The organism is Clostridium sp. AM33-3 (assembly GCF_003480315.1).
Taxonomy (GTDB): Bacteria; Bacillota; Clostridia; order Lachnospirales; family Lachnospiraceae; genus Brotaphodocola.
In genome coordinates this window covers 1-337 of record NZ_QUIV01000041.1, presented here as the reverse complement: position 1 = coordinate 337, position 337 = coordinate 1, and the positions used below count along the sequence as shown (strand labels likewise).

Below are 337 nucleotides of genomic sequence, written 5' to 3'. Positions count from 1 at the left end.
ACTAATAAAGGTCCGGAAGTGAATGAGACCGCTTTCCTTTATTTTCACATATCGTTGTTTGCTTGCTCTCACAACACGCGTTCGCCTGCATCGGACTACATCCGCTGCATTCGTACACGTGTGTTCAAGATGCAAACACCTGATATGCTGAAAATCCCGGAAAGCGGTCTCATTCACTTCCTGCTGTATCGGCTCCGCTACAAAAATAAGAATGGCTGCGTTATTTATTATCTCAGAATAACCAGTAAAGTAGAAGTTCCGGAAAATGCTTGCAGCGTCTTTGCAAACATGATATGTTATAGACAAAGCAGAAATATTCTTTTAAACCGCATTGGTC

The 337-nt window shown here is 42.1% G+C and carries 1 protein-coding gene; it reads left to right on the top strand.

All coding sequences use genetic code 11. The annotated features are described in order from the left end of the window. On the top strand, positions 1-337 hold a 337-nt coding region (locus DW819_RS15825), incomplete at both ends, for a hypothetical protein (protein ID WP_207665315.1).